This is a genomic window from Rhodococcus sp. BP22 (assembly GCF_014281965.1).
GTDB lineage: Bacteria > Actinomycetota > Actinomycetes > Mycobacteriales > Mycobacteriaceae > Rhodococcoides.
Genome location: NZ_JACFTB010000002.1, coordinates 20,670 through 45,798 on the forward strand (window position 1 = coordinate 20,670; position 25,129 = coordinate 45,798).

The following is a 25,129-nucleotide window of genomic DNA, read 5'->3' on the forward strand; positions in this document are numbered from 1 at the left end:
CCCCCTCGCGGCCGGGAGCAGACTCGCCGGACTGCCCCAGCCGATCGCTATACGCCGAGCTGAACCGAACCGCCGGGGATGGCGGCGAGCAGTCGCTGTGTGTACTCCTGCTGCGGGTTGTCGAACACCTCGTCGGTCGTGGCTGCCTCGACGATCTCTCCCGATCGCATGACGAGCACGTCGTCGGCGATCTGCCGCACCACGGCAAGGTCGTGCGTGATGAAGAGGTATGTCAGACCGAGCTCTGCCTGTAGATCGTTCAGCAAGGACAGAATCTGCGCCTGCACGAGAACGTCGAGAGCCGAGACTGCCTCGTCGCAGATCACCATCTCTGGCGAGAGAGCCAGCGCGCGCGCGATAGCTACGCGTTGACGTTGCCCACCGGAAAGCTCGTTCGGGAATCGGCGCATGACCGAAGCCGGTAACGCCACCTTGTCCAACAGGTCACGGACCCGAGCCTCGCGTTCCTTCTTGCTGCCGACCTTGTGGGTCCGCAACGGCTCCTCGATAGTGCGGTAGATCGAGTACATCGGATCCAGCGACCCATAGGGGTTCTGGAAGATCGGCTGTACACGACGCCGGAATGCGAACGCCTCTTTGCGATCCAGCGCCCCTACGTCCTGCCCGTCGAACTTGACTGTGCCAGTTGTCGGTTCGAGTAGCCCCAGCACCATTTGCGCAACAGTCGACTTGCCCGAACCCGACTCACCGACTATCGCAGTCGTCGTCCCGCGCTGCACTTCGAACGAAACATCCTTCACTGCAATGAAGTCCGTCGACTTCCACGGTGCCCCGCCGCGGATCTTGAATGCTTTCGTGAGCCCTTCAGCCACCACCACATTTTTGGTGACGTTTTCGGTAAGCGAATCGTCCTGCTGCTCGGCCAACTCGAAGGCGTGTTCGGTCGCACTGTCCTTGACCTTTGCGCGCGCCTTCACCGATTCGAGCCGGCGCGATGCCAGAGACGGCGCCGACGCCACCAGACGTTGCGTGTACTCGTGCTGCGGATTTTGCAGAATCTGCCGTGCGGGACCGGATTCGACAACATTGCCCCGATACATCACGACGAGATGCTCGGCACGCTCAGCGGCCAACCCTAGGTCATGGGTGATGAGCAGAACCGCAGTGCCGAGTTCCTTCGTCAGTCCCTCGAGATGATCCAGGATCTGACGCTGAACGGTCACATCCAATGCCGATGTCGGCTCGTCCGCTATCAGTAGTTTCGGTCGACAAGAAAGGCCGATCGCAATAAGCGCACGCTGACGCATGCCACCGGAGAACTCGTGTGGATACTGATTCACACGCTTGTCGGACTCAGACATCCCGGCCTCGTCGAGCAGTTCGATCGCCCGCTTCTTTGCCGCCTTACCTTTGGCTATGCCATTGGCCGCCAAAGTTTCTTCGATCTGAAAGCCGATCTTCCATAGCGGGTTCAGGTTCGACATCGGGTCCTGCGGGATCAGTCCGATCTGATCGCCGCGAAGCGCCACGATCTCCTTTTTCGACGCCTTGGTGACGTCGAGACCGTCGAACAGGATCTCGCCGCCGGTCACCTGACCGGTGCCAGGTAGAAGGTCGATGATGGCATGAGCCGTCGTGGACTTTCCGGAGCCGGATTCACCTACGATTGCGACAGTCTGTCCGGGGTACACAGCCAGACTCACGCCTTTGACAGCGGGTACCATTCCGAACTTGGATTTGAATCCGACCTGAAGATTCTTGATTTCGAGCAGCGGCTTTTCAGTCATCGTTTCCTCGCCTTCGGGTCGAGGGCATCACGTAGCGCATCGCCCATCATCATGAATGCCAGGACCGTGATCGCCAATGCCGTTGCAGGATAGAACAAAATCGGGGAACCCGAACGAAGCCGCGACTGTCCTGTGCTGATGTCGGCACCCCACGAGACGACCGTTCCGGGCAGACCGACGCCTAGATATGACAACGTTGCTTCGAGTGTCACGAATACACCGAGCGTAATTGTCGTGGTGACGACGATCGGACCCAAAGCGTTCGGAATGACGTGCCGTAGCAAGGTTTTGAATCGGCTGACGCCGAGAGCCTTTGCAGCCATCACGAAATCGTTGCCACTGACCGAGAGCACCGAACCGCGGGTAATGCGCGCGATCTGAGGCCAGCCGAATATGGCAATGATGCCGATGACGACCCAGACGTTGCGATCACGCAGGACCTGTAGCAGCACGATCGCCCCCAGGATCAGAGGGATTCCGAAGAAGATGTCCGTGACTCGCGACAGCAACGAGTCGAGCCAGCCACCGTAGAAGCCGGCCAGAGCACCGAGGATGCCACCGAAGAGCAACACGGCAAGCGTTGCTCCAACACCCACTAGGACCGACGCGCGAGCGCCGTACACGGTGCGCGCGTAGATATCGCAGCCCTGCAAATCGAACCCGAACGGGTGCCCGCTGCTACGTCCGGCCATGCTGAAATCACCGTTGCAGTAGCGCGGATCTTGACTGGTGAACCAACCAGGGAAGACCACGACGACAAGAATGAACACGATGAGCAAGCCCGAGATGATGAACAGCGGGCTCTTGCGCAGGTTGACCCACGCGTCACGCCAAAAACCCGAAGGCGCCTCGGAGTCGTCGACCGAATCGACCACAGCGACCTCGACCTCAGTGGGCCCGGCGACGAAGGAGCCTTGCGCCGGACGTGGACGAAGCACGAGGCCGTCAGATGCGGCTCGCTGATCAGACATAACGAATCCTAGGGTCGAGAACGGCGTACAGAAGGTCGACGACGAGGTTCGCAACGATGTAGATGACGATCAACACCGTCACGAAGGATACGACCGTGGGTGCCTCCTGACGAACAATGGCCTGATACAACGTGCCGCCTACGCCTGGGATGTTGAAGATTCCCTCGGTAACGATGGCGCCACCCATCAGCGCACCTAGATCGGCACCGAGAAACGTGACGACCGGAATGAGCGAATTGCGTAGGACGTGAACGGTGATGACGCGGTTGCGTCCCAGCCCCTTGGCCGTAGCGGTGCGAACGTGGTCGGCGGTGAGATTCTCCGCGATAGAGGAGCGCGTAAGGCGCAAGACGTACGCGAACGACACGAGGCCGAGAACGAAAGCGGGGAGCAGGAGCTTGCCGAACGTCGCATCGCCACCGACAGTCACCGGAGCGATTCCCCATTTGATTCCGAGGAAGAACTGACCGAGAAAACCGAGGACGAAAATCGGCACCGCAATGATGACGAGACTGACGACGAGGATGGAACCGTCGAACAAACCGCCCTTGCGAATGCCGGTGATCACACCGAAGCCGATACCGAACACCGCCTCGACGACCAACGCCATCAATGCGAGCTTGATGGTGACCGGAAACGCTTGCGCCATGACCTCGGACACCGGTCGTCCGGAGAACGAGGTTCCGAAATCAAGCGTGAAAATGCCTTTGAGGTACTCGAGGTACTGCACGAAGAATGGCTCGTCGAGGTGATAGCGCGCGCGTAACGCGGCCTCGACAGCAGGGGTGAGCGGTTTGTCACCGCCGAGAGCTGCGATGGGATCTCCAGGGAGCAGAAACAGCATCGCGTAGATGAGCAGGGTCGCTCCGATGAACACCGGGATCATCTGGAGTATCCGTCGCCCGATGTACCAGGTCATCAGGTCACTTTCCGTGGGGTGCGAATGTGAAAATGCGAGGTCTACCTGCTCATGGATGAGCAGGTAGACCTCGCATGTCAGTCATGTTGTGCTACTCAGCCCTTGGTGATGTTCTCGTAGTCCGGCAAGCCGTTCCACGTGATCGCTGCGTCGGACACTGCCGTCGAGTGACCGGCGGCGGAGATGTAGTCCCACATCGGGATGACCGGCAGATCGCGGAGCAACATTTCTTGCGCCTCGTTTGTCAGCTTGTAGGACTCGTCCACGTCCGTTGCGGCCTCTGCAGCACGCAGGGCGGCGTCGAACTCGGGATTCGCGTAGTCGGTGTCGTTCGCACCTGCACCCGTGACGAAGATCGGCTCGAGGAACTCGAGCAGCGACGGGTAGTCACCCTGCCAGCCGGTCCGGAATGCGGTTGTGATGGTCCGATCGGTGATCTGTGTACGGATCTGCGCGAACGTCGGCTGCGGTGCGCCGATGGCGTCGATGCCGAGGGTGTTGCGGATGCTGTTGGTCACCGCGTCGATCCACTCCTGGTGGCCACCGTCCGAGTTGTAGGCGATGGCAAACTGGCCGCTCCACGGGGCGATGGCATCGGCCTTCGCCCACAACTGCTTCGCCTTTTCCTGGTTGTAGCTCAAGACGTCGTTCCCGGGGATCGAAGAGTCGTAGCCCGGCAGGGAGCTCGCTGTGAAGTCCTTCAGTGGTTCGCGGGTTCCCTGGAAAATCTGCTCCGTGATCTGATCGCGGTTGACGGCCATCGAGATCGCCTGGCGGCGCAGAACACCTTCCTCGCCACCGAAGTGAGCCAGCCTGAGGGGGATCGCGACGGTCTGGTTCTGCGCAGTCGGTGCATTGATCGCCCGATCGCCCAGATCCTGCTCGTACGTGGGCAATGCACTCGACGGGATGGTGTCGAGAACGTCGAGGTTGTCGCCTTGTAGGTCCGCGTAGGCGGTATCGAGCGAGCTGTAGAAGACAATGCCGAGTCCGTCGTTCTTCGGCACCCGGTTGCCTTCGTAGTCGGTGTTCGGAACGAGGTCGAGCCGGACGTTGTGCTGCCACGCACCGTCGCTGGCGAACTTGTACGGTCCGTTGCCGATGGGGTTCTCGCCGAATGCCTTCATGTCGGCGAACGCTGCCTCGGGCAGCGGGTAGAACGGGGTGAACGCCAGACGCGTCTCGAAATCGATGGTCGGAGCCTTGAGCTGGACCGTGAATTCATTGTCGCTGACAACCTTCAGCCCCGACATGGTCTGCGCAGACGGGTTCTCGACGGAAACCTCGTCGTAGCCCAGGATCGGCTCGAAGAACGAACCCTGCAACTGAGCATTACTGGACAGTGCGCCGTAGTTCCACGCATCGACGAACGACTTTGCCGTAACCGGCGTGCCGTCCGTGAACGTCCAGTCGGGCTTGATCTTGATGTCGTAATTGAGGTTGTCCGTCGTATCGATGGACTCGGCAACCTCGTTGGTCGACTTGCCTTCGGCGTCGTACGACTTCAGTCCGGCGAACAAACGATCGACGATTCGGCCGCCGCCGTTCTCGTTCGTGTTGGTCGGAATCAGCGGGTTCTGCGGCTCCGAGCCGTTCACCGTGACGGCGCTGTCAGAACCACCGCCGCCGTCGGATCCGCTGCTGCACGCAGCGATCATGGACAACCCGAGAACCGACGCAACAGCGACGGTTGCTATGCGTTTGACACGCAAGATAACCCTCCATCTAGGTGTGACCACAGGTTTCCTGTGGTCCGTCCTCCGGGCGCGACGCCCCGGGGGATTCATGGGCGGCGACCGCAAGCCACGGCATTGTGGCGCCGCAGCAACGATCCAATGGTCCAAACTTTAGACACACCCTGAAACGAACCTGTGAACTCCCCCAGAAACTGGAGACCCTCGCACAGGCTCGCAACATGTTCGAAACGTTTCGGCAACTGAATTCCCACGAGGTGAGAGCGATCTCCCGTCAACCTCTCCGATCGTGCAGGGTGCAGTACCGCCCACCGCTCGAAACCTACCGATCACCGCAGATCAGAGGGTTGCAGGCGGATGCAACGATGCGACAGCGCTCACATGTGACTACCCTCACAAGGGCTCGCGCGGAGGCTGCAGAGCGACTGTTCAGCTCGTTCGTGATGGCATAAGTAGCTGCCCGAGCGCGAAGAGAACCACGACGAAAGAGAGCCATTCGAGATGACGACCAGTACCTCCGGTGACCACGACACTGCCGCCGAGGAGACCTACCCGCCGTCTGCAGAATTCGCCGCGCAGGCGAACGCCACAGCAGATCTCTACGACGTCGCCGCCAAGGACCGCCTCGCGTTCTGGGCCGAGCAGGCACGCCGACTGCACTGGCATACCCCGTTCACCGAGGTGCTCGACTGGTCCGACGCGCCCGTCGCCAAATGGTTCGCCGACGGAGAGCTCAACGTCGCCTACAACTGCGTCGACCGACATGTCCTCGACGGCCATGGCGAGCAGGTTGCCATTCACTGGGAAGGCGAACCCGGTGACAGCCGCGACCTCACCTACGGCGACCTGCTCGCAGAGGTCAGTCAAGCGGCAAACACCCTGACCGACCTCGGACTGGTCTCCGGCGACCGCGTCGCCATCTACATGCCGATGGTCCCCGAAGCCATCATCTCGATCCTCGCCTGCGCACGCCTGGGCCTGATGCATTCCGTCGTCTTCGCCGGCTACTCCGCCACGGCACTGCGTTCACGCATCGACGACGCCGAAGCCAAACTCGTCATCACCACGGACGGGCAGTGGCGCCGCGGTAAGCCCGCGCCGATCAAGGACACCGTCGACACCGCCGTCGACGGTGCAAAATCAGTCGAGCATGTATTGGTCGTCAAGCGGACCGACTCCGAGGTCGCCTGGACCGAAGGCCGCGACATCTGGTGGCACGAGAGCGTCGCTCGAGCGTCGAAAGAGCATGAGGCTCAGCCGTTCCCGGCCGAGCACCCACTGTTCATTCTCTATACCTCCGGCACGACGGGTAAGCCGAAGGGCATCGTGCACACTTCCGGTGGCTACCTGACTCAGACCTCGTACACGCACCACAATGTGTTCGACCACAAGCCAGGCAAGGATGTCTACTGGTGCACCGCCGACGTCGGCTGGGTCACCGGCCACTCGTACATCGTTTACGGTCCGCTCTCGAATCGCGCGACGCAGGTCGTGTACGAGGGAACACCGAATTCCCCTGACGAGCACCGGCATTGGAATGTCATCGAGAAGTACAAGGTGTCGATCTACTACACCTCCCCCACCCTCGTGCGCACATTCATGAAGTGGGGCAAGGAGATTCCCGAGGCCCACGATCTGACGTCGATCCGGCTGCTCGGCTCCGTCGGCGAACCGATCAACCCAGAGGCGTGGCGTTGGTTCCGCGACGTCGTCGGTGGTGGAACGGCACCCATCGTCGACACCTGGTGGCAGACCGAAACCGGCGCGATCATGATTTCGCCGTTGCCGGGCGTCACGAGCACCAAGCCCGGTTCGGCGATGACTCCGCTACCCGGGATCTCCGCCAAGATCGTCGACGACGATGCAAAGCCACTGGGCAACGGCGGCAACGGATATCTGGTCCTCGATGAGCCGTGGCCGGCGATGCTTCGCGGCATCTGGGGTGACATGGAGCGATACAAGGACACGTACTGGTCCCGCTACGCCGAAGAAGGCTGGTACTTCGCGGGCGACGGCGCGAAGTACGACGAGGACGGCGCTCTATGGGTCCTCGGACGCGTCGACGACGTCATGAACGTCTCCGGCCACCGGATCTCCACCTCCGAGGTGGAATCAGCGCTCGTGAGCCATCACGGTGTCGCCGAGGCTGCAGTCGTCGGTGCCGCCGACGAGACCACCGGTCAAGGCATCGTCGCGTTCGTGATCCTGCGCGCAGGAATCGAGAACACGGGTGACGAACTGATCGCGGAGCTCAAAGCTCAGGTTTCGAAAGAGATTTCCCCGATCGCTCGCCCCCGCGAGATCTCGGTCGTTCCCGAACTCCCGAAGACTCGCTCCGGCAAGATCATGCGACGCCTGCTGCGTGATGTCGCCGAAGGCCGCGAACTCGGTGACGTCTCGACTCTCGTCGATCCGAAGGTCTTCGATTCGATCAAGAAGGGCCGCTAGCGACCGGTGAATGGGCATACATCCCTGGGATGTATGCCCATTCACGTCTAGTCAGTCAGTGACTGATCGCGGGTTTCCTTCATGAGGATCAACGCGATCAACGTCAGCACCGCGGCAACCGCAAGGTAGACCCCGACCCATCCGACGCCGTAGCTGCTCACCAGCCAGGTCGCGATGAACGGCGCCACTGCCGCGCCGAGGATCGACGCCGTGTTGTATGAGATCCCCGATCCCGTGTATCGCACGTTGGTCGGGAAGAGTTCGGGCAGAACGGCACTCATCGGACCGAAGGTGAGACCCATCAATCCGAGTCCGATGCACATGAACACGAGCATCCGACCGGCCGTCGCGCTTTCCGGTGCGGCGAACCAGTGGAACGACAGACCGAACACAATGATCACAGCCGTGATGACGATGAGGGTCGGGCGCCGACCGTATTTGTCGGCGAGCAAACCTGCCACCGGAATCAGCGCGGCGAAGAAGAGCACTGCGATCAGCTGAAGCTCGAGGAAGTCGGTGTACGCGATGGTGATCTTCGGGCCATTGGCGTCGGAGACCTTGCCGGTGCCGTAACTGACCACCCACGTCGTCATGATGTAGAAGAGCGTGTAAGTGGCGAGCATGATGAACGTGCCGAGTATCAGCTGGCGCCAGCTCGTACGGAAGACCTGGGCGAGCGGAGTCTTCACCTTCTGCCCACGCGCGACAGCCAGCTTGAACACCGGCGTCTCTTCCAGTTTGAGCCGCACGTACAGACCGATGATGACGATGACGGCGCTCAGCAGGAACGGCACACGCCATCCCCACGTGAGGAATGCGTGATCCGTTGCCGAGTTGGCGGAGTCGTAGCCGGTGATGACGACCAACAGCAGGAAGATCCCGTTGGCGAAGAAGAAACCGATCGGTGCACCCAACTGCGGATACATCGCGGCCCAGGCGCGCTTGCCGGGCTTGGCTGTTTCGGTCGCGAGCAGCGCTGCGCCGCTCCACTCGCCGCCGAGCCCGACACCCTGCGTGAACCGCATGATCGCGAGCAGTGCGGGCGCCCACAATCCTGCCGCCGCATAGGTGGGTAGCAATCCGATCGCGAAGGTCGCCACGCCCATCGTCAGGAGTGAACCGACGAGCGTCGCTTTGCGTCCGATGCGGTCGCCGAAATGGCCGAACAGCACCGAGCCGATGGGTCGTGCAACGAAAGCGAGTCCGAACGTCGCGAACGACGCCAGCAGCGCGGTCGTCTCGTTACCAGCGGGGAAGAACAGCTTGGGGAAGACCAATACTGCGGCAGTCGCGTAGATGTAGAAGTCGAAGAATTCGATCGACGTGCCGACCATGGATGCGACGACGATGCGAGACCGTGGTACCTCCGGGGCAGCAGCGGTGCCGTCGCTTGGGACGGCCGAGGTAATGGTCACGGTTAGAACTCCTGAGGAGGGGGGTACGTAGAACGCAAATTACCTGATGAAAACCTGAGAATTACAGGCGACGCCCCGTTACACCGCCGTAGCGTTCACCGTTAATCTGAGAGCGTCATCACAGGGCTAGCTGCGACTGTGAGGCAGAGTGCATCGGGTCGGCACTAGTGTTATCCGAAGAAAGCAGTCGAGACGGCGTCGCATGACGACATCTCGGAACCAATCAGCACCAGCAAGTGGAGGGGTCGAGAAGTTGAGCGTGACCAATCGCGGTAATGGCAATGCTTATCCAGACGGGGTGCCGAACACGATTTCGTCCATTCCACTGACGGAGGTAGACCACCGCGCACCGGGTACCGGCAGCATCGGGAACCTTGTCAAGGATGCGACGACGCAGGTGTCGACGCTGGTCCGCGCCGAGGTCGCACTGGCCAAGGCCGAGGTCACGGGCGAGATCAAGAAGGGTCTACAAGGCAGCCTCTTTTTCATCCTGGCTCTCGCTGTTGTCGTCTTCAGCGCATTTTTCTTCTTCTTCTTCTTGGCCGAGACGCTCGATATCTGGTTGCCGCGATGGGCCGCCTTCCTCATCGTCTTCGTTTTCATGCTGCTCGTGGCTGCCCTGCTCGGGTTCCTCGGGTATCGGCGGGTCAAGAAGCTCCGTAAGCCGGAGAAGACGATCGAGTCGCTCAAGCAGGCCTCGACCGTCCTGCCGCACCAGCACGAGTCGACACCGGCAATTCCCGGGTACAAGCAATAGCGACGTCGGTAGCGGGGCAAGAAAGAATGAGTCGGCCTGATCCGTCCTCTGTTCGTTTCGCCGGTCCGTGGACACATCGCGACATTCATGCCAACGGCATCCGGTTCCACGTAGTCGAGACCGACGACGCGCCTGCCGATGCCCCGCTGGTAGTTCTACTGCACGGCTTCGCAGATTTCTGGTGGTCGTGGCGTCACCAATTGACCTCGCTGACCGAGGCGGGGTTCCGCGCTGTGGCTGTCGACCTCCGTGGATACGGAGACACCGACAAGCCACCGCGTGGATACGACGGGTGGACGCTGGCCGGCGACGTCGTCGGCCTGATCCGAGCGCTGGGGTATGGCGAAGCGACTCTCGTCGGGCACGCCGACGGCGGTCTGGTGTGTTGGGCTACTGCCGCGCTGCATCCACGAATGGTCCGGTCGATCGGTCTGGTCGGGTCGCCGCATCCCATCGCGTTGCGCCGGGCAGTCCTGCGCAACAAGGCCCAACGAGCTGCACTGCTCCGGCAGTTCCTGCGATACCAGGTGCCGCTGGTGCCCGAACGCACGCTGACCAAGCACAATGGCGCCGCCGTCGAGCAACTTCTCCGAGCGCGGTCGGGGGCCGGCTGGCTGGATTCGGACGAGTTCGTCGACACAGCGAAGCAGATGCGATCGGCGATACGCATTCCAGGCGCGGCACATTGCGCCTTGGAGTACCAACGATGGGCATTTCGCAGTCAGTTTCGTTCCGACGGGCGAAAGTTCATGCAGGCCATGGACACCCGGTTGCGCATTCCGGTACTCCAGATCAGAGGCGAACTCGATCCGTACGTGCTACCTCGATCGGTAGCCACCGAGGCTCGCTGGGCCCCTGATCAGCGCTTACACACTGTGCTCGGGGCCGGTCATTACGCGCACCAGGAAGCTCCTGCCGAGGTCACCGCACAGTTGCTGGCCTTGTTGGCGCTCTAGGTTCGACGCGTCTCCCGCATCCGAACCTAGAGAATGCAGTTGCCTGTTCCGACTGCGACCGGGCTCTCGAGGCTCAGCTCGAGCTCGTCGGATACCTCGGGTGCGGTAAGCACGAATCCGGTATCGGGATCGTCGACGGCGGCACCGAAGACCAGCCCGAGGACCTGACCGTCTTCCGCGACGAGTGGGCCACCCGAATTGCCCTGCCGCACGCTGCCTCGCACGGTGTAGACCTGGCGTTGAACCGTTCCGGTTCGGTAGATGTCCGGACCCTTCAAGTTCAACGTTTCTCGGACGCGGGCTGGGCTTGCCGTGTACGGCCCGCCACCCGGGTATCCCAGGACCAGTGCGCTGTCTCCAGGGACGGCCGGGTCGGGCGCGAAGTTCAACACCGGCGCTCGAAGACCCGGTACTCGCAGGATCGCCACATCTTCCCGGGGATCGAAGAGCACGACCTGGGCGTCGAACACCGTGCCTACCGAGTCGACGGTGACGCCTTCGGTGCCGGCGACGACATGCGCGTTGGTCATCACAAGTTCGGGGGCTACGACGAATCCAGAACCCTCCAACGCCTTCTGGCAGCTCGGAGCCAGGCCGCTGACCTTGAGGACGCTGGCGTGCAACTGATCCACCAGGGGGTTCGCCTGCAGCGCTGGGTCCGGGTCGGCAACTTCCGCAACCGGGGTTTTGCCGAACGGTCCGATGACGTCGGGAAGCCCGGAGGTGTCGAGCAGCGCCGAGAATTCCTTGGGTACTTCACGAAGCCATTGTGGGGCCACTTCGTCGACCTTGCCCAGCACCTTGGAGCCACGAACCGCGCCGGCAACCTCGGGCTGCGAAGACGACGTCAACGGAATAGCGAGCAACCACGCAGCAGCGAGGACTGCCATGGCTTGCAGGCCGGCGCCGACAAGGCTGTCCACCGATCGAGCGCCACGTGAATGGATTCCGCTGCGTAACGCACGGCCGAGCACCATCCCCGACACTTCGCCGACGATCACCAACACCACGATCAGCGCGATTCCGACGAATACTCGCATTCGAGCGCCGTCGACGTGCAACAGAACATGCGGCGCGATCAGAATTCCCGCGACGGCACCGAGTACGACACCGAGAAATGCCAACGCCGACGCCACTGCACCCTGTCGCCATCCCGACATCGCTGCCAGCAACGCCACCGCGAGAACGACGAGATCTACCCAACCGGACCCGCTCACTGATCGAGCCCCGCTCCTACAGCTGCCAAGCTGGCCTCCAGATCACGAATGTCTCCGGTGTCCCACTCGGTCTCCCAGCCGGACACTGCGAGCAGGCCCGCCAGAATACCGCCTGTGAACCCCCACACCAGCATCCCGTCGACCGCGAAGGCCGGACCCTTATAACCCGCCGGGTGGCGGACCTGGAAGCGGTTGTCGGGATCCAGTAGTGCTCGGATCGGCACCCGAACCACTCGGGCGGACTCGCCGGTGTCGACCACGCGGACGTCGCTCGGCCTTCGCCAGTACGCAAGCACTGGGATTACGTCGAATCGTGAGGGCGGCACATAGATGCCCGGCATCGTCGCGAGCGGTTGCACACCTGCAGGATCCAAACCGGTCTCTTCCTCGGCTTCACGCAGGGCCGTTGCGACCGGTGATTCGTCGCCGGGGTCCGTGGCGCCACCGGGGAACGCGATCTGTCCGCCGTGATGGCGCAGCGTCGACGCTCGCTGGGTCAGCAGCACATCGGCGTCGGCGGGAAGTCCGCCCCGCGCGGTGTGGTCCGGCTCGGGCGAGCCACCGAACAGTACGAGGACCGATGCCGGACGCGTCGACTCACCGGCGACGGCAGTGCGCTGCAGTACCGGGTTGATGCCTGTCGTATCCAGCAAGCCTCGTTCACCGCCGACCGCCTCGACGACACCGCGAAGCCACTCCGGGGCGCTCATCGTGCGAGTCCGAGATCGTTCTCGACTGCATCTGCTATCTCTTCGACACTTCGAAACGGTTGCGGCAGCACCTTGGCGACATTGCCATCCGCGTCGATCAGAATCGATACCGGGAGGACGGGCGGCGCGCCGACGGCGGCTGCTATGCGGCCGGCTTCGTCCTGGACTCCGGGCAGCGATACGCCGTAGTCGGCGAGCTTGGCGAGGCCGTTGCCTTCGTTGCGGTCCTGGTGAACGGTGAGGACGGTCAGTCGGTCGGCCACAGTGTCTGCGTACTGCTGAAGATAAGGGAGTTCCTCTGCGCACGGTCCACACCAGTACGCCCACAGGTTGATCAAGGCGGGCTTACCTGCCAGTGCCTGGCCTACGTCGATGCTGCTGCCGTCGGCGACACACTCGAGCACGATCCCCGTCAACGGGCCGGCCGGTACGGGTGATCCTGGATCCGGAGTCGGGCACGGCGCAAGCTGCGCCCGCTCCCGCAACGCGGCGAGCCCCTCGGCGGAAGCGACAGAACCGCCGGGGGAGCCCGCAGCGGGCCCTTGGCCGGTAGCGAGGCCACCGACCGGCGCTTGCAGACCAGGGTTCGTATCGCGCGGCCACAGGGCATAGATCATCCCGACGACGACGATCAGTGCTACCAGCGACCAGCGCAGTGCGGATTTGTTCACGGTGTGATTCCGGCGAGCGCGAGAAGATGTTCGGTCTCCGGCCCCTTGACCAGAGCGGCGGCCTGGGTCTTGTCCACCGGACCGATTCCGTAGGACGGGCAGTCCTTGGCCAGAATGCACACCCCGCAGGCAGGCTTGCGGGCGTGGCATACGCGGCGTCCGTGAAAGATCACGCGGTGCGAGAGCAGTGTCCATTCTTTGCGCTCGATGAGCTCGCCGACGGCGTGTTCGATCTTGACCGGGTCTTCCAGGTCCGTCCACTGCCAGCGTCGAACGAGTCGAGCGAAGTGGGTATCGACGGTGATGCCGGGAACGTCGAATGCATTTCCGAGGATCACATTGGCCGTTTTACGGCCGATGCCGGGCAGCGACACCAGGTCCTTCAGATTGGCTGGAACTTCTCCGTCGAACCGCTCGAGAAGAGCAGCTCCGAGGCCGATCAGTGAGTTCGTCTTGTTGCGGAAGAAACCGGTTGTGCGGATGTACTCCTCGAGTTCCGTTCTGTCCGCTTCGGCGTAGTCGCGCGCAGTGCGATATCTCACGAATAAAGCAGGCGTGACGAGATTGACGCGCTTGTCGGTGCACTGGGCCGACAGGATGGTTGCGACGGCAAGTTCGAGGGGGGTCGTGAAGTCGAGTTCGCAGTAGACATGCGGAAACGCCCTCCCCAGCTCCCGATTCATCCGGCGGGCGCGCCTGACGAGCCCAAGTCTTGTCTCTTCGCGTTTACGCACGTCGAAGGCCTTCGAGGCTGTCGAATCCACTCCACAACTGTACGGACAAGAATCGGCATCTAATTCGCTCTGTGTTCTTATCGAGACTTTTTCGGTGTTAACTTCCCCGTATGCAAGGACTCGCCGTGGTGCTTTTTCCAGTACTCCTGATGCTCTTCTCGCTCGCTATGGAGCGCGTCGAGGGCAAACTGAGCAAGCTGGCGGTTCGTGAGCACGACGTCGAGGAATTTCTCGATCAGGCCAGTAGTTCCGAGGTGGCAACACTCGCCAACGACGGCTTCCCCAACGCTCTCGCGAAGCTCAACAACCGCAAGAGCCGCCCCCATGTTGCGAAGGACTCCGAGGCACTGCTGGACCAGCGCGCCAGTTGAGCGGTCCGTAACGCCCGACATGCCCGTTTCGAGATGAAGATCCGGTGAACTACCCAGGGTCCGTAGATTCTCCTCGACGGTTCCGTGGCGCCGATCACTCGATATCGGACTCGGCGAAGTAGACTTCACCGAGATTCTTGTCATGTTCGATTATTGGTGTGGCGTTGCTGGCCTTCGGGTACGTGACCCGCGCCGTTTGAAACGCTTGTCGATCCGGGAAACTGAATCGACGACATCCCAAAAGGAGCGCAAGTGGACGACGTCCTGGCACGGGCCGGCATCTTCCAAGGAGTCGAGCCCTCTGCGGTAGCAGCGCTGACCAAGCAGCTGCAGCCGGTCGATTTCCCCCGAGGACATGTGGTCTTCAACGAGGGTGAGCCGGGTGATCGGCTGTACATCATCGTTTCCGGCAAGATCAAGCTCGGCCGCCGCTCCCCCGACGGTCGCGAAAACCTGTTGACCATCATGGGTCCGTCGGACATGTTCGGTGAGCTCTCGATCTTCGACCCTGGCCCACGTACGTCCACGGCGACCACGGTTACCGAAGTTCGTGCCGTCAGCATGGATCGCGACGCCCTGAAAGCGTGGATCGATCAGCGTCCGGAGATTGCCGAGCAGCTTCTTCGCGTGCTGGCCCGTCGCCTTCGCCGCACCAACAACAACCTCGCGGACCTTATCTTCACCGATGTTCCCGGACGCGTCGCCAAGGCACTGCTCCAGCTCGCTCAGCGCTTCGGGACCCAGGAAGCCGGGTCACTTCGTGTCACCCACGACCTGACGCAGGAAGAGATCGCCCAGCTCGTCGGCGCCTCACGTGAGACCGTCAACAAGGCATTGGCCGATTTCGCGCACCGCGGATGGCTGCGCCTCGAAGGCAAGAGCGTACTGATTTCGGACTCCGAGCGACTCGCTCGCCGAGCACGCTAGAAGCGCAGAGCTAGTTCTCGCGTAGGTACGCCAGCTGTGTTTTGACCGACATGCGGGCGGCAGGCCACAGCTTCTTGTCCACGTCCGAGTAGACATGCTTGACCACCTGCATCGGCTTCGCATCGGCACCAAGTTCGTGCAGTGCTGCACGAACTTGGGCCAGCCGTTCGAGTCGGTGCTTTCGGTAGAACCTCACTAGCTCGGGGAAGTCGGCGATCTCGGCGCCGTGCCCGGGCAGCGCGACCTTGCCCTCGCCCACTTCTTCGAGCCGGTCGAGCGAGGCCAGGTAGTCGGCGAGGGTGCCGTCTTTCGGATCGAGCACCGTAGTTCCGCGTCCCAGAATGGTGTCACCGGTCAGGACGGCGTCATCGAGGACGAAGCACAACGAATCGGCTGTATGCCCCGGCGTCGCCAGTACCGAGATGGACAGGCCGGCCGCGACGATCACCTCTCCGTCGGTCAACGGTGAGGTGTCGCCATGGACATACTTGGACTCGAAGGCTCGGATCGGCGCGCCACTCTTGCGGTGAAACCTCTTCAGCCCTGCCGTGTGGTCCCGATGCCGATGCGTAACCAGCGCGAGAACCACGTTGCCCACCCCGGCAACCGCGTCGAGATGCTCGGAATCCTTCGGACCGGGGTCGACGACGACGCAGTCCTGGCTGCCAGGGGCGCGGAGAATCCACGTATTGGTGCCATCGAGCGTCATCTTGCCCGGATTGTCGGCGAGCAACACAGAAGCTGTGTCGGTCACCTGTCGTAGCTTTCCGTAGGCAGGGTGAGCAAGGGTCATAGACGTACCTTAGGACGAAGAGAGAAGTGGCACGAGGATCTTTACCTCGCGGCGCCTAGGCCTCGGGTGTGAGCTCCACGATGAGCTCGACCTCGACCGCTGCGCCCAAAGGCAATTCGGCTACACCGACCGCAGAGCGCGCATGCACGCCTGCATCCCCGAATATTTCACCGAGCAGGTTCGACGCCCCGTTCATCACCGGAGGTTGGCCGGTGAAGCCGGTCGCCGACGCAACGAAGCCGACAACTTTGACTATGCGCTCGATGCGATCGATCCCGACGAGCGAGTGGATCGCCGCCAACGCATTGAGTGCGCACGTCCGCGCTGCTGCTGCGGCTTCCTCCGGAGAGACCTCGGCACCAACCTTGCCGGTGCAGGTCAACTTGCCGTCGACCATCGGCAGCTGACCGGAGGTATAGACGTACATTCCCGTCTGGACCGCCGGCGTGTACGCCGCCAACGGAGGGACGACTGCGGGTAGTTCGATGCCCAGTTCGGCCAGTCGCGCGGACCAGTCGGCCATACCGGTCAGGCCTTCGGACGCTTGAAGTAGGCCACGAGCGAGTCCCCGCCATTGGGGCCCGACATGATGGTCACGAGCTCCCAGCCCTCGGAACCGTAGTTGTCCAGAATCTGCTTCGTGGCGTGAATCAGAACCGGTGCGGTGAAGTACTCCCAGATAATCTTTTCGCTCATACCGACAAGCCTAGTCGGCATCGAGGATGCACCGGCGTCCCATCCGTCCTGGATCACGGACCAGGTCATGCCCGGAGATGGTGAGCTCGTGCCGTGTTCCCGGGAGGCAATGGGCGATTCGTCTATATGGTCGTGATGTGGGTACCTCTAGTTTGTCAGTCTGGCCGGACAAGGCCGCAGCCGCTCGCTTGCATTTCGTGTCCGGCAAAGGCGGCACCGGTAAGTCGACGGTGGCCGCCGCTCTCGCACTTTCACTCGCAGCGGGCGGTCGACGCGTTTTGCTTGTGGAGGTCGAGGGCAGGCAGGGCATCGCGCAACTCTTCGACGTGCCGCCGCTGCCGCCCGTCGAGACCCGCGTTGCTTCGGCAGAGGGGGGCGGTGAGGTCTTCGCGCTCGCTATCGACATCGAGACTGCATTTCTCGAATACCTCGACATGTTCTACAACCTCGGCTTCGCCGGCCGAGCGATGCGCAAGATCGGTGCCATAGAGTTCGCGACGACCATCGCACCCGGGCTACGTGACGTTCTCCTCACCGGCAAGGTGAAGGAGTGCGTCGTCAGAACCGACAGGGCCGGAAACCGCGCGTACGACGAGGTCGTCGTCGACTCACCGCCGACCGGGCGCATCGGCAATTTTCTCGACGTGACCAAGGCGATGGCGGATTTGGCCAAGGGTGGCCCGGTCCGATCGCAGAGCGAAGGTGTTGTCCGCCTGCTGCATTCGTCAGAGACCGTCGTCCATCTCGTGACACTGCTCGAGGCTCTTCCGGTGCAGGAAACTGCCGACGCTGTCCGGGAACTCGAGGCCGCAGATCTGAGACTGGGAACCGTCATCGTCAACCGTACGGAGCCGACCTTCCTTCCTCCGGACGCACTCGCGGACGCAGCCGAGGGCGTAATCGACGCCGAGCTGATCCAGCAGGGACTGAAACGGGCTGGAATAGCATTGTCCGACAGCGACTTTGCCGGCCTTCTCACGGAAACGATCGAACATGCTTCGACGCTTGCTGCGCAGGTGGAGAGCGGAAGCCAACTCGACGAGCTGGACACGGCACGAATGCATCTGCCGATGCTCGGCGGGGGAATCGACCTCGGCGGACTGTACGAACTAGCAGCCAAGCTCACAGAACAGGGTGTCAAATGAGCTCTCCCGCAACGGATGTCCTCGACGTCTCTAGAATTCTCCTCGAGGACTCCTCACGCATCGTGGTGGTGTGTGGTGCCGGCGGTGTCGGCAAGACGACAACGGCAGCAGCAATGGCCCTCCGCGCGGCCGAGCAGGGCAGGAAGGTCGTGGTACTCACCATCGATCCAGCCAAACGACTCGCGCAGGCTCTCGGTGTCGGTGAACTCGACAACACTCCGCAGCCGGTGAAACTCGCGGCGGGCGCAACGGGTGAACTGCACGCGATGATGCTGAACATGCGTCGAACATTCGACGAGATGGTCATCGAGCACTCGACTCCGGAAAAAGCGGAGCAAGTGTTGGCCAACCCCTTCTACCAAACTGTCGCATCCTCGTTCTCCGGCACGCAGGAATACATGGCGATGGAGAAACTGGGGCAGCTCGCGGCCGATTCGACGTGGGATCTCATCGTCGTCGACACTCCGCCGTCACGTAACGCTCTCGACTTCCTCGACGCCCCACAGCGCCTCGGATCATTCTTGGACGGTCGATTCATCCGCCTACTGATGGCACCCGGTCGAGGCCTGACGAGGATTGTCACCAGCGCGATGGGGTTGGCGTTGAGAGGAGTCTCGACCGTCATCGGAAGCCAGATGCTCAACGACGCGTCGGCGTTCGTTCAATCACTCGATTCGATGTTCGGCGGGTTCAGGGAACGCGCGACACTCACTTACCAACTACTGCGTGAGAGCGGGACGAGCTTCGTGGTCGTCGCCGTGGCCGAGCCCGACGCGTTGCGTGAGGCTGCGTTTTTCGTGGATCGCCTCAGTAGCGAGGGCATGCCGTTGGCGGGGCTGATCCTCAACCGAACCCACCCGACCCTGTCGGCGTTGCCGGCCGACCATGCCGCCACGGCCGCTGATCAACTGGACGGTGACGACGACGCCGCTGCCGTCCTGACCGCCGCAGTACTGCGGATCCACGCTGCTCGCGCGGTCACCGCCACGCGCGAGCTTCGACTCCTGCGCCGCTTCACAGCGGCTCATCCCCGAATCCCTATCGTCGGGGTCCCATCACTCCCATTCGAAGTCTCGGACCTTCAGGCCCTACGCGCTGTGGCCGACCAACTCACCGGTACGGCGTAGCGCAGAGCACGACGAAGAAGCAGGCTCAAATAGCTGCTTGGGTCTGTCGTTGGCTTTCGAAGAACTCGGACCACGAGTCGACCTCGGGATGCTGCTTGAGCAGCGCGCGTCGCTGACGCTCCGTCATTCCACCCCACACCCCGAACTCGACGCGGTTGTCCAGCGCATCCGCGCCGCACTGCATCAATACAGGGCAGTGCCTGCAGATCGTTGCGGCCTTGCGCTGCGCTGCACCCCTCACGAATAACTGGTCCGGGTCCATGCCCGAGCACCTTGCCTGCGCCACCCACGCAATACGCGCTTCGGCTTCTTCCACATCGAGCCGCGTCGGCGCTGCTGTCGTGTTCATGTGCGGATCCCCTTTGCAGTTCGAACATCCTTGCTGGACGTTCCACAAGCTCTTTCGATCTCGAACTTCACCTCGAAGCACACGGATCTAGGAGCTGCCCCACATTCATATACAAGTGTTATGTGAATCACACCGTGCTCATAATTTAGGTAAAAGAAGCCGCGAACGCAAGACGGACAGGGCAACTTTCTGGTACGGCCGTCTCGACCTGCGGCTCAGCAAATTCTCGAGGTACCGCGGCAGGGATCGAACCCCGCAAAGCGACGCAAGTCGAGCGCGCAGATCCGTGTCCACTGGGAGAGACGGCATCGTCCACGTACGCTGTGCCTGTGTCAGTTGGAAAAACCGTGGCGAAGCTCGCCGGATGTTCAGCCCTTGCGGGTGCGTTGTTGGCCGGCGTCATGTTTCCGCTGGCAGGCGGTTTCGGATACGCATCCAACCGCGCGGCCGATACCGTCGACAATGTTTCGGCCGAATTAGTCGAGGGATCCGTGCCTGCGGTCTCGACGATGGTCGACAGCGCAGGCAACCCCATTGCGTGGTTGTACGAGCAGCGAAGATTCGAAGTGCCGAGCGAGAAGATCTCGAACGAGATGAAGCTCGCCATCGTCTCGATCGAGGACAAGCGGTTCGCCGAACACAAGGGCGTCGACTGGCAGGGCACGCTGCGCGCGTTTCTGACCAACACCACCAGCGGTCAGGTCGAGCAGGGTGCGTCGACACTGGATCAGCAGTACGTCAAGAACTATCACCTGCTCGTCGTGGCCAAGACCGACGCCGAGCGTCGGGCAGCTATCGAGACGACGCCTGCCCGCAAGATCCGCGAGATCCGGATGGCGCTCACTCTGGACAAAGAGCTGACCAAGGACGAGATCCTTACCCGTTACCTGAACCTCGTCCCGTTCGGTAACTCGTCGTTCGGGATTCAGGACGCCGCACAGACATATTTCGGCATCGACGCCAGCAAGCTCGACGCCAAGCAGTCGGCAATGCTCGCGGGCATGGTGCAGTCGAGTTCGGCACTCAATCCGTACACCAACGAGCAGGGCGTCCTCGAACGGCGCAACACAGTCCTGGACACGATGATCCAGAACATCCCGGAACGCGCTACGGAATTCCAAGCCGCGAGGGCCGAGCCGCTCGGTGTACTCCCCGAACCGCAAATCCTGCCCCGCGGGTGCATCGCTGCCGGCGACCGTGGGTTCTTCTGCGACTACGCGCTGCAATACCTCGCCAATGCAGGTATCAGCCGAGAGCAGATCGACCAGGGTGGATATTTGATCAAGACCACCCTCGATCCCGCCGTCCAGAACTCGACCAAAGCCTCGCTGGTCGCCAACACCAGACCGACACTCGACGGCGTCGCGACCGTCATGAACGTCATCGCACCCGGCCAAGATGCCCACCGTGTCCTGGCAATGGGCAGCAGCCGAACGTACGGTCTTGATTCCGGCGCAGACGAAACGGTGCAGCCGCAGCCGTACTCGCTCGTGGGACACGGCGCAGGATCCATTTTCAAGGTGTTCACCACGGCCGCCGCGATGGAGCGCGGCCTCGGTACCAGCGCAACCTTGCAGGTCCCCAGACGGGCCGAGGTCCGAGGCATGGGCGACGGCGGCGCGAAGGGTTGCCCCGCCAACACGTATTGCGTGGAGAACGTCGGCGACTACCCTGCGTCACTCTCGGTTACCGATGCACTGGCGAAGTCTCCGAACACGGCGTTCGTCAAGTTGATCGAGTCCGTCGGAGTGACGCCGACGGTGGACATGGCGGTGCGCCTCGGCCTACGGTCCTACGCCGCACCGAGCACATCCGGCTTCGACGAGCGGAGTATGGCCGACTTCCAGAAGGACCAGAATCTCGGTTCTTTCACCCTCGGACCCACCTGGGTCAATCCACTCGAGTTGTCGAATGTGGCAGCTACCCTCGCGTCTTCGGGCAAGTGGTGCCCACCGACACCGATCGATTCGGTGTTCGACCGGAAGGGCAAGCAAGTACCTGTGACGCAGCAGGCATGCGAGCAGGTCGTCGAGCCTGGCTTGGCCAACACCTTGTCCAATGCGATGAGCAAGGACGACCAGCCCGGTGGCACGTCGGCATCCGCTGCAGGATCGGTGGGTTGGACCTTGCCGATGTCCGGCAAGACGGGCACTACCGAGTCGCACATGTCCTCAGGGTTCCTTGGTTACACCAACAATTACGCCGCCGCGGTGTACACCTACGGAGACTCCCCGAGCCCCGGTGAAATCTGCTCGTTCCCGTTGCGCCCGTGTGGCGACGGCAATTTGTACGGCGGCAACGAGCCAGCTCGGACCTGGTATGGGGCCATCGATCCAGTCGCCAACAACTTCGGTCCGGTCTCGCTGCCGGCCGTCGATCAGAAATACGTTCGTGGATCCGCCAATGGTCAGGTTCCTGACGTGACCGGCTCGACCCAGTCGTCCGCGACCGCGACCCTGCAGGCGGCAGGTTTTCAGGTCACCGTGGTGAGCACGTCCGACTCTGCAGCACGAGGAACGGTCACCGGAATGTCCCCCTCGGGATCGGCTATCCCCGGTGCGATGATCACGATCTACGTGAGCGATGGATCCGCTCGACAGGCACCACCGGCTCCGTCTCTTCCAGCACTACCGGAGCTTCCCAACATCCAGATTCCGGCAATACCGCCCAACCTTCCGATCCCGGCCATCCCCGGCCTCACGGTGCCGCGCTAGGACGCAATCGATCCGCACGAGGTACACCTACGCGGTGGGTGTACCTCGTGCGGATTGCCGGAGTTCGAACTTACAAGCGGTCCTTGACAGCCTTGGAGATCCGAGTGCCGTCGGCCTTGCCCTTGGCGAGTTCGGTCGCGACCTTCATGACCTGACCCATCTGCCGAATACCGGGACGCTCGCCCAATTGCTCGGCGACCTGAGCAAGTGCGGTATCCGCGATATCGGCCAGTTCGGCGTCGGTCAATGGCGTCGGCAAGTATTCGTCGATGATCTGTGCCTCGGCATGTTCGGTAGCCGCCAACTCACCTCGGCCGTTCTGGGTGTAGATCTCTGCGGACTCACCGCGCTTCTTCGATTCCTTCGCAAGAATCTTGATTACCTGGTCGTCGGTGAGATCGTGGGCTTGTTTGCCGGATACTTCTTCTGTTTGGATCGCGGCGAGGAGCATGCGGATGGTCGCGGTTCGAAGTTTGTCTCTGGCCTTCATGGAGGTGGTCAGGTCGGTTCGCAGCTGGGACTTCAGTTCGGACATGTATCAGAACGCTACGCGGGCAGTGCCCTGGCCCGCACGTCGATTGCACCACCTGACGTATCGTGGAAGGCGTGTCCGTGAAAATCACTACATCGGCCCGACTCCTCGCAGCAGCAGAACGTACTCGCGCCGTTGCCTCGGAGGCCCCCATCAGAAGCGCAGCGATTGCGACGGCCGGCGCGGCGGCATTGGGTATCGGATATGCGACCCTCATCGAACGTAATGCCTTCACATTGAGGGAAACGTCGATGGCCGTGCTGGAACCTGGCTCCTCTTCGCTTCGGGTGCTGCACATCAGCGATCTGCACATGATGCCCGGCCAGCGTTCGAAACAGAATTGGCTCCGCGAGCTCGACAGCCTGGAACCGGACCTGGTGGTCAACACAGGCGACAACCTGTCGCATCTACGCTCGGTTCCTGCCGTCGTTCAAGCTCTCGGTCCCTTGCTGTCCAGGCCGGGGCTGTTCGTCTTCGGCAGCAACGACTACTTTGCGCCCAAGCCGAAGAATCCACTCCTGTACTTCAAGAAAGATCGCAAGAAGGTACTCGGCGAAGCACTACCGTGGCGTGATCTGCGGGCAGCCTTCTCCGAACGCGGTTGGCACGACGTCACGCATGTGCGCAGAGAACTCGAGGTTGCGGGCGTGCGTATCGCCTCGGCCGGTGTCGACGATCCTCATCTCGAGCGCGACAGGTACGACACCATCGCAGGCCAGCCGAATCCCCTCGCAGACCTTCGGTTGGGAATCACGCACTCCCCCGAGCCACGCGTGCTGGATCGTTTCGCCGAAGACGGATACGACCTGGTCCTCGCCGGACACACGCACGGCGGTCAGGTGTGCCTACCGTTCTACGGTGCCCTCGTCACCAACTGCGAGCTCGATCGGTCTCGGGTGAAGGGTCCGTCGAAGTGGGGCGCACATACCCAGCTGCATGTCTCCGCCGGCGTCGGCACGTCTCCCTATGCGCCGGCTCGGTTCTGCTGCAGGCCCGAAGCGACACTGTTGACGCTGACCCCCGCCCCGCGTCAGGGTCCTCGCGAAGGATCGGACGAGGGCGTTTCGCGTTCTGAGGCAGTCGTGAGCTAGACTCTCCGAGGCGGTACACGGGGTGTGGCGCAGCTTGGTAGCGCGCTTCGTTCGGGACGAAGAGGTCGTGGGTTCGAATCCCGCCACCCCGACAGAGTATCGGTGAATTACAAAAGTCCTGGCCTTTCCACAAGGCCAGGACTTTTGCTTTCTCGACTCAGTTCGCAGCGGCGCGCAGTTTCTCCAACAGCGGACCTGCAGCCTCGGCGAGGAATCGCTCCTGGGTTTCGTCGCCGACCTGCACGAGCGCGACGTCGGTGAAACCTGCCTCCCAGTACGGCTTGACGGACTCGACGATCGCATCGAGGTCCGGTCCACAAGGAATTGTTTCGGCTACATCTTCCTTGCGGACGAATTGCGTTGCTCCGGCGAACCCGGCCGTCGTCGGGAGGTCCGCGTTGACGGCCCAGCCGCCGGCGAACCAACGAAAACGATCGTGCGCGCGGTCTATTGCCGCATCCTTGTCCGGATCCCAGGAGATCGGGATCTGACCGATGGTGCGCGAGAGTCCGGAGTGCTTCTCCGTCCATTGCTTCACCAGGTCGCCATTGGGTTCGACGGCGATCAAATGGTCACCGTATGGAGCGAATCTCTCGATGGACTTTTCTCCCGAAACCGCGATCCCGATCGGAATGCCGCCGTCGGGCATATCCCAGATCTTGGCGGAATCGACGCGAAAGTGCTTACCCTCGTAGGTGATCAACTCGCCTGTATGAAGTTGCGCGATGATCTCCAACGCTTCGACGAACATGTCCTGACGCTTGTCGATCGATGGCCATCCCTCACCGACGACGTGCTCGTTGAGATTCTCCCCGCTACCGAGTCCGAGCGTGAACCTTCCGTCGGCGAGGATCTGCATGGTCGCGGCTTTCTGCGCGACGACGGCCGGGTGATAACGAATGATCGGACACGTCACGTAGGTCATGAGCTCGACACGCTCGGTCGCCTGCGCGACGGCGCCGAGTGTGGTCCAGACATAAGGCGCGTGTCCCATCGAGGACAGCCAGGGCGAATAGTGGTCGCTGGCGACCTCGAAGTCGAAACCGACTTTCTCGGCACCGACCGCATACTTCACGAGTTCTTTTGGACCGCTCTGTTCGGTCATCAATGTGTAGCCGAAGTTCGTCATCGGTTTCTCCTGGAT

General features: G+C 62.0%; 24 protein-coding genes and 1 tRNA gene. 10 read left to right on the forward strand and 15 right to left on the reverse strand.

Annotated elements, in window-relative coordinates; genetic code table 11:
* Positions 1-47 precede the first annotated feature (47 nt).
* The 4 genes from H2510_RS04550 to H2510_RS04565 form a co-directional block, all read right to left on the reverse strand.
* Positions 48-1,748 carry an ABC transporter ATP-binding protein gene (locus H2510_RS04550; RefSeq protein WP_186627203.1) on the reverse strand — a complete coding sequence of 567 codons (1,701 nt, stop codon included), beginning with the start codon at positions 1,746-1,748 and terminating at the stop codon, positions 48-50.
* Complete coding sequence (locus H2510_RS04555) at positions 1,745-2,719, reverse strand: ABC transporter permease (RefSeq protein ID WP_186627204.1); 975 nt, start codon at positions 2,717-2,719, stop codon at positions 1,745-1,747. Before H2510_RS04555 ends, H2510_RS04550 begins: the two co-directional genes overlap by 4 nt.
* The gene (locus tag H2510_RS04560) at positions 2,712-3,638 is read right to left on the reverse strand and encodes an ABC transporter permease (protein ID WP_186627205.1); all 927 of its coding nucleotides are present in this window, start codon (positions 3,636-3,638) and stop codon (positions 2,712-2,714) included. Before H2510_RS04560 ends, H2510_RS04555 begins: the two co-directional genes overlap by 8 nt.
* A gap of 95 nt (positions 3,639-3,733) precedes the next feature.
* Positions 3,734-5,296, reverse strand: coding sequence for an ABC transporter substrate-binding protein (locus H2510_RS04565; protein WP_186627614.1), 1,563 nt, complete (start codon positions 5,294-5,296; stop codon positions 3,734-3,736).
* 537 nt (positions 5,297-5,833) lie between these two features.
* On the opposite strand from H2510_RS04565, the gene acs reads away from it, so the two are divergent.
* The gene (gene acs / locus H2510_RS04570) at positions 5,834-7,780 is read left to right on the forward strand and encodes an acetate--CoA ligase (RefSeq protein WP_186627206.1); all 1,947 of its coding nucleotides are present in this window, start codon (positions 5,834-5,836) and stop codon (positions 7,778-7,780) included.
* 47 nt (positions 7,781-7,827) lie between these two features.
* On the opposite strand, the gene H2510_RS04575 is transcribed toward acs, so the two are convergent.
* A complete protein-coding gene (locus H2510_RS04575) occupies positions 7,828-9,189 on the reverse strand; it encodes an MFS transporter (RefSeq protein WP_186627615.1) in 1,362 nt (453 codons plus the stop codon).
* A gap of 259 nt (positions 9,190-9,448) precedes the next feature.
* Here H2510_RS04575 and H2510_RS04580 point away from each other — a divergent pair, with 259 nt between their 5' ends.
* Both H2510_RS04580 and H2510_RS04585 read left to right on the forward strand, forming a co-directional pair.
* Positions 9,449-9,952 carry a phage holin family protein gene (locus H2510_RS04580; RefSeq protein ID WP_084345629.1) on the forward strand — a complete coding sequence of 168 codons (504 nt, stop codon included), beginning with the start codon at positions 9,449-9,451 and terminating at the stop codon, positions 9,950-9,952.
* Between the two features lie 26 nt (positions 9,953-9,978).
* Positions 9,979-10,908, forward strand: a complete 930-nt coding sequence (locus H2510_RS04585; protein ID WP_186627207.1) for an alpha/beta fold hydrolase — start codon at positions 9,979-9,981, stop codon at positions 10,906-10,908.
* A 26-nt stretch (positions 10,909-10,934) separates the two neighbouring features.
* Here H2510_RS04585 and H2510_RS04590 read toward each other — a convergent pair whose 3' ends face one another.
* From H2510_RS04590 to nth, 4 genes are read right to left on the reverse strand one after another with little or no spacing between them, the layout of a single operon-like run.
* Positions 10,935-12,125, reverse strand: coding sequence for a MarP family serine protease (locus H2510_RS04590; protein WP_186627208.1), 1,191 nt, complete (start codon positions 12,123-12,125; stop codon positions 10,935-10,937).
* Entirely contained in the window at positions 12,122-12,835 is a 714-nt protein-coding gene (locus tag H2510_RS04595) for a CoA pyrophosphatase (protein WP_186627209.1), read from the reverse strand. The genes H2510_RS04590 and H2510_RS04595 overlap by 4 nt, the downstream gene beginning before the upstream one ends.
* A complete protein-coding gene (locus H2510_RS04600) occupies positions 12,832-13,506 on the reverse strand; it encodes a TlpA disulfide reductase family protein (RefSeq protein WP_315901246.1) in 675 nt (224 codons plus the stop codon). Before H2510_RS04600 ends, H2510_RS04595 begins: the two co-directional genes overlap by 4 nt.
* Positions 13,503-14,189: an endonuclease III gene (gene nth / locus H2510_RS04605; RefSeq protein ID WP_186627617.1), complete on the reverse strand. Its 687-nt coding sequence runs from the start codon at positions 14,187-14,189 to the stop codon at positions 13,503-13,505. Before nth ends, H2510_RS04600 begins: the two co-directional genes overlap by 4 nt.
* Before the next feature lie 161 nt (positions 14,190-14,350).
* On the opposite strand from nth, the gene H2510_RS04610 reads away from it, so the two are divergent.
* Both H2510_RS04610 and H2510_RS04615 read left to right on the forward strand, forming a co-directional pair.
* On the forward strand, positions 14,351-14,611 hold the full coding sequence (locus H2510_RS04610) for a hypothetical protein (protein ID WP_084345634.1): 261 nt from the start codon (positions 14,351-14,353) through the stop codon (positions 14,609-14,611).
* A gap of 252 nt (positions 14,612-14,863) precedes the next feature.
* A complete protein-coding gene (locus tag H2510_RS04615; protein WP_019662947.1) occupies positions 14,864-15,538 on the forward strand; it encodes a Crp/Fnr family transcriptional regulator in 675 nt (224 codons plus the stop codon).
* A gap of 10 nt (positions 15,539-15,548) precedes the next feature.
* Here H2510_RS04615 and H2510_RS04620 read toward each other — a convergent pair whose 3' ends face one another.
* The 3 genes from H2510_RS04620 to H2510_RS04630 are packed head-to-tail and all read right to left on the reverse strand — an operon-like array spanning position 15,549 to position 17,027.
* Positions 15,549-16,331 carry an MBL fold metallo-hydrolase gene (locus tag H2510_RS04620; protein ID WP_186627210.1) on the reverse strand — a complete coding sequence of 261 codons (783 nt, stop codon included), beginning with the start codon at positions 16,329-16,331 and terminating at the stop codon, positions 15,549-15,551.
* Positions 16,332-16,386: 55 nt separating this feature from the next.
* Positions 16,387-16,854: a RidA family protein gene (locus tag H2510_RS04625; protein ID WP_186627211.1), complete on the reverse strand. Its 468-nt coding sequence runs from the start codon at positions 16,852-16,854 to the stop codon at positions 16,387-16,389.
* 5 nt (positions 16,855-16,859) lie between these two features.
* Entirely contained in the window at positions 16,860-17,027 is a 168-nt protein-coding gene (locus tag H2510_RS04630; RefSeq protein WP_088944003.1) for a DUF4177 domain-containing protein, read from the reverse strand.
* 137 nt (positions 17,028-17,164) lie between these two features.
* Between H2510_RS04630 and H2510_RS04635 the strand changes: the two genes are divergently transcribed.
* On the forward strand, positions 17,165-18,172 hold the full coding sequence (locus tag H2510_RS04635) for an ArsA-related P-loop ATPase (protein ID WP_315901247.1): 1,008 nt from the start codon (positions 17,165-17,167) through the stop codon (positions 18,170-18,172).
* Positions 18,169-19,299, forward strand: coding sequence for an ArsA-related P-loop ATPase (locus tag H2510_RS04640; RefSeq protein ID WP_186627213.1), 1,131 nt, complete (start codon positions 18,169-18,171; stop codon positions 19,297-19,299). Before H2510_RS04635 ends, H2510_RS04640 begins: the two co-directional genes overlap by 4 nt.
* A 25-nt stretch (positions 19,300-19,324) precedes the next feature.
* Here the strand turns inward: H2510_RS04640 and H2510_RS04645 are convergent, their stop codons facing one another.
* Entirely contained in the window at positions 19,325-19,648 is a 324-nt protein-coding gene (locus tag H2510_RS04645) for a WhiB family transcriptional regulator (protein WP_186627214.1), read from the reverse strand.
* 347 nt (positions 19,649-19,995) lie between these two features.
* Between H2510_RS04645 and H2510_RS04650 the strand changes: the two genes are divergently transcribed.
* Entirely contained in the window at positions 19,996-22,362 is a 2,367-nt protein-coding gene (locus tag H2510_RS04650) for a transglycosylase domain-containing protein (protein ID WP_186627618.1), read from the forward strand.
* A 70-nt stretch (positions 22,363-22,432) separates the two neighbouring features.
* On the opposite strand, the gene H2510_RS04655 is transcribed toward H2510_RS04650, so the two are convergent.
* Positions 22,433-22,897 (reverse strand): GatB/YqeY domain-containing protein, encoded by a 465-nt coding sequence (locus tag H2510_RS04655; RefSeq protein WP_084345641.1) that lies wholly within the window; start codon positions 22,895-22,897, stop codon positions 22,433-22,435.
* Between the two features lie 149 nt (positions 22,898-23,046).
* On the opposite strand from H2510_RS04655, the gene H2510_RS04660 reads away from it, so the two are divergent.
* The gene (locus H2510_RS04660; protein WP_315901275.1) at positions 23,047-23,985 is read left to right on the forward strand and encodes a metallophosphoesterase; all 939 of its coding nucleotides are present in this window, start codon (positions 23,047-23,049) and stop codon (positions 23,983-23,985) included.
* Positions 23,986-24,003: 18 nt separating this feature from the next.
* A tRNA-Pro gene (locus H2510_RS04665) sits at positions 24,004-24,077 on the forward strand.
* A 65-nt stretch (positions 24,078-24,142) separates the two neighbouring features.
* Here H2510_RS04665 and H2510_RS04670 read toward each other — a convergent pair.
* On the reverse strand, positions 24,143-25,114 hold the full coding sequence (locus H2510_RS04670) for an LLM class F420-dependent oxidoreductase (RefSeq protein ID WP_186627215.1): 972 nt from the start codon (positions 25,112-25,114) through the stop codon (positions 24,143-24,145).
* Positions 25,115-25,129: the final 15 nt, after the last annotated feature.

Coding starts and splice junctions, on each gene's coding strand:
- H2510_RS04565 (WP_186627614.1), bottom strand. CDS start 5,296: ATGATCGCTGCGTGCAGCAGCGGATCCGACGGCGGCGGTGGTTCTGAC.
- H2510_RS04585 (WP_186627207.1), top strand. CDS start 9,979: ATGAGTCGGCCTGATCCGTCCTCTGTTCGTTTCGCCGGTCCGTGGACA.
- H2510_RS04645 (WP_186627214.1), bottom strand. CDS start 19,648: ATGAACACGACAGCAGCGCCGACGCGGCTCGATGTGGAAGAAGCCGAA.
- H2510_RS04555 (WP_186627204.1), bottom strand. CDS start 2,719: ATGTCTGATCAGCGAGCCGCATCTGACGGCCTCGTGCTTCGTCCACGT.
- H2510_RS04625 (WP_186627211.1), bottom strand. CDS start 16,854: ATGGCCGACTGGTCCGCGCGACTGGCCGAACTGGGCATCGAACTACCC.
- H2510_RS04610 (WP_084345634.1), top strand. CDS start 14,351: ATGCAAGGACTCGCCGTGGTGCTTTTTCCAGTACTCCTGATGCTCTTC.
- acs (WP_186627206.1), top strand. CDS start 5,834: ATGACGACCAGTACCTCCGGTGACCACGACACTGCCGCCGAGGAGACC.
- H2510_RS04670 (WP_186627215.1), bottom strand. CDS start 25,114: ATGACGAACTTCGGCTACACATTGATGACCGAACAGAGCGGTCCAAAA.
- H2510_RS04620 (WP_186627210.1), bottom strand. CDS start 16,331: ATGACCCTTGCTCACCCTGCCTACGGAAAGCTACGACAGGTGACCGAC.
- H2510_RS04560 (WP_186627205.1), bottom strand. CDS start 3,638: ATGACCTGGTACATCGGGCGACGGATACTCCAGATGATCCCGGTGTTC.
- H2510_RS04640 (WP_186627213.1), top strand. CDS start 18,169: ATGAGCTCTCCCGCAACGGATGTCCTCGACGTCTCTAGAATTCTCCTC.
- H2510_RS04655 (WP_084345641.1), bottom strand. CDS start 22,897: ATGTCCGAACTGAAGTCCCAGCTGCGAACCGACCTGACCACCTCCATG.
- H2510_RS04630 (WP_088944003.1), bottom strand. CDS start 17,027: ATGAGCGAAAAGATTATCTGGGAGTACTTCACCGCACCGGTTCTGATT.
- nth (WP_186627617.1), bottom strand. CDS start 14,189: ATGAATCGGGAGCTGGGGAGGGCGTTTCCGCATGTCTACTGCGAACTC.
- H2510_RS04550 (WP_186627203.1), bottom strand. CDS start 1,748: ATGACTGAAAAGCCGCTGCTCGAAATCAAGAATCTTCAGGTCGGATTC.
- H2510_RS04595 (WP_186627209.1), bottom strand. CDS start 12,835: ATGAGCGCCCCGGAGTGGCTTCGCGGTGTCGTCGAGGCGGTCGGCGGT.